The sequence below is a fragment of the Paenibacillus sp. P4_E11 genome (assembly GCF_056401635.1).
Genome location: NZ_JBFUIX010000314.1, coordinates 1 through 2,674, shown reverse-complemented (window position 1 = coordinate 2,674; position 2,674 = coordinate 1). Strand labels below are relative to the sequence as shown.

At 39.8% G+C, this 2,674-nt stretch carries 3 protein-coding genes; all 3 read right to left on the bottom strand.

Annotated elements, in window-relative coordinates; all coding sequences use genetic code 11:
- Positions 1-77: 77 nt before the first annotated feature.
- A complete protein-coding gene (locus AC1DWB_RS33350; protein ID WP_477545386.1) occupies positions 78-527 on the bottom strand; it encodes a hypothetical protein in 450 nt (149 codons plus the stop codon).
- A 958-nt stretch (positions 528-1,485) separates the two neighbouring features.
- Entirely contained in the window at positions 1,486-1,884 is a 399-nt protein-coding gene (locus AC1DWB_RS33345; RefSeq protein ID WP_477545385.1) for a hypothetical protein, read from the bottom strand.
- 83 nt (positions 1,885-1,967) lie between these two features.
- The coding region (locus AC1DWB_RS33340; RefSeq protein ID WP_477545384.1) for a hypothetical protein at positions 1,968-2,674 on the bottom strand (707 nt) is incomplete at its 5' end.

Here is a 2,674-nt window from a genome sequence, read left to right as displayed (position 1 = left end):
AGCCAGCACCAAAGATGGAGCCGACGATTGCTACTTTCACCACAGATGAAATAACACGCATCTCTTTCCCCCCCTAATTAATAAGTAATATTCGGACTGACGAATGTAAAGTAATGATTGTATCCAGTAGAACCGTTATATGCTGATGTCGTGCCTTTACTGTTGTAGGTACCCGATCCACAGGCGTTCCCTATAAATGTAGTTGCATCGATCCGACTTGCTGATGAATTGTTGGATGCCTCATCAGAAGCTAGACAAAGGGCATCTGATTTATATAGATTAGCCCTTGCAGCCATATAGCCCGTCGGAACGGTGCCACCACCTTGAGTTTCCATTGCAGTAGCGGCGTGAACTGTGGAACTAGTCGATGAAACCATTGCATAATTTTGGTGCGAGTAACCATTTACGGGGCCGAAATACCCAGTATTGCTATATGCAGTGGCTGCAGATACAACCGTCGTAAGTGTCCCAACCAGGACCCCTACAATGAAAGTGCTAAAAACTACCCGGATATTTTTCCGAATCATTTTAATCCCTCTTTCTATAGTATGATACACCGCGCAACTTGAATTACCAAAATATGAAATAGACAGGAAATAGACAGTAAATGAACGCTATTCTTTAAGGAATGGGATTCCTCCTCTCAGGCGTATCACTGTGCCATTAACCAACTCCAACTTAAGTAAATCCCAGTTAACGCCATATACTCCAATTTGATTTACTGGTGTAATTTAGTAATCTGCATCTATATTATCCAGTAGATTAATATAGTTATCATGAGTAAAAAGTATCGGTTATGATGCAAACTGTCTGCAAATAAACAAAAATTTGTAGTAATATGTCGAAGACATGACCTATGCAGTTCAAATAATTAACTGGTAATAAATCACCGACCTGAATCCGTGACATGTGTTCTTTGAAAATCGAAGATAATTGAGGGAATTCTTACCTCCGGTGAAGAAAACATGGGATTAGATAGACTAATTTCAACTCACCCATGATGCATAATGAAAATCCAATTTGTTCGCTCAAACGAACTTATTCTCTCCACGCATGCCGGACTGGCTATCATTGGCGTTCTGCTCGACGAGCGTGCTTTTGCCTCTGGCTTCCTTCGGATTCCACCTCACGGTGGACACCCTTGCTCTTGGCTATGATAGCCGCTTGCCAGCCCATTCCGGACTTTCACCGGTCCATGCTGGGCGTACATAAAAAATTGGCTGCTGACGGATCATCAGCAGCCAATTTTTTAGAAACCTTTACTGAAATATTACTAGAAAAACTGAATCAGTTATCGTGCCAAATAGCATGATATTGGACGCAATCCAAGTTACTGCTATAGCCCGGATCTCCTTTACCGCTAGAATGGAAAACGGCAAGACGAAGTAATTATTCGAATCCATCAACCTTTGGCCTGCAATGCCGTCAGCTTTCGGGACCATCTAGTCTCAATAAAAACACGTTTGCTCGCGGATGATAAGAAAATCAGTCCTTATCATTATGAATGATCGATTGAACTAAAAAGCTACCTGTAATTGTTGCTAAGAGTACCTTAACTTCTAAGTACATTAGGGGTTGTACGAGAATTTTAAGCACAGGTTTAGTAGTTAAACCATACTTATCCCAAAAAGCGATTTCGATATAATTAATGATTAGGACCACAATAGAGAAAATTAAGTGCCCTCTTTTTACGTTTATCGTTTTATTTTTTTGTCTATATAGCTCTAGTGCAGCTCCAAAAAGTACAGCAGTGGAGAGAAGTAGGTAACCGGGTAATATGTTTAATGGTTCTTCAAGTGCCCGATTGTGAAAAAATACAATAATATTGAACGCTATGATCGTTGTTATTAACAATAGAAAATACTTTATGGTTTTTTTTTTCATTAAGATCAATCCTTTCAAAAACTGCAACCCACATATTAAATATATGTGGGTTGACTTACATTATTATACGTAAATTAGACTACTTAGTTCTTTGCCGCCACTAAAGAATATTGTTCTTCAATTTGAGCTTTGTTTTTGTGAAAATACTCGGAGTCGAATGTGCCAACAAGTTCCTTTTCTTTATAGACGGTTATAGTGTACTTTAACGGTTCACGTTTGCCTTCTTTGATCTCTTGAAATATTTTTTTAGGCTCCTCGAAGTCTATTTCATTGTCCTTACTGTTACTGGTATCGTTGGTCCGGAGGAGTGAGCCAGGGTTATATGCTTTTAAACCCATACCACCATTACTCCATATTTCTGTAACGTTTAGCTCTTGTTCTAGGACGTTAAGAGTTCTATACCCAGTTGAATAATGCGCTAATTGACCCGCAGTCATTCCATTATCAGTTACGTGTTTTGACCAAATGGTTTCAGATCCAGGACCACCGCCTTTATACGTATAGTCAGCCCACAATCTTACGGTTTTGCCAGCGCCGAGAGACTTAGTGAGATGGGATCCAAAGTCCCACTGAACTATGTTTACAGTACCGCTGTAAGTTCTCGTCTCTTTCAATGTTGGAGTAACGTCACTACTACCAGCATAGTAAACACTATTCAATTGAACTTCATCTGCTACATCAAAACCAATCTTGAAATATGTCGCTAACGGGTTRCTGCTGATATTTGACAATTGCACGTATCCAAAAACAGATGTGGAGCCGGGGGTAATAGAGTGGTAAGGACCAATAG

Bases quoted from the DNA above. Each gene is read 5' to 3' on its own strand.
- AC1DWB_RS33350 (WP_477545386.1), bottom strand. From the start codon at position 527: ATGATTCGGAAAAATATCCGGGTAGTTTTTAGCACTTTCATTGTAGGG.
- AC1DWB_RS33345 (WP_477545385.1), bottom strand. From the start codon at position 1,884: ATGAAAAAAAAAACCATAAAGTATTTTCTATTGTTAATAACAACGATC.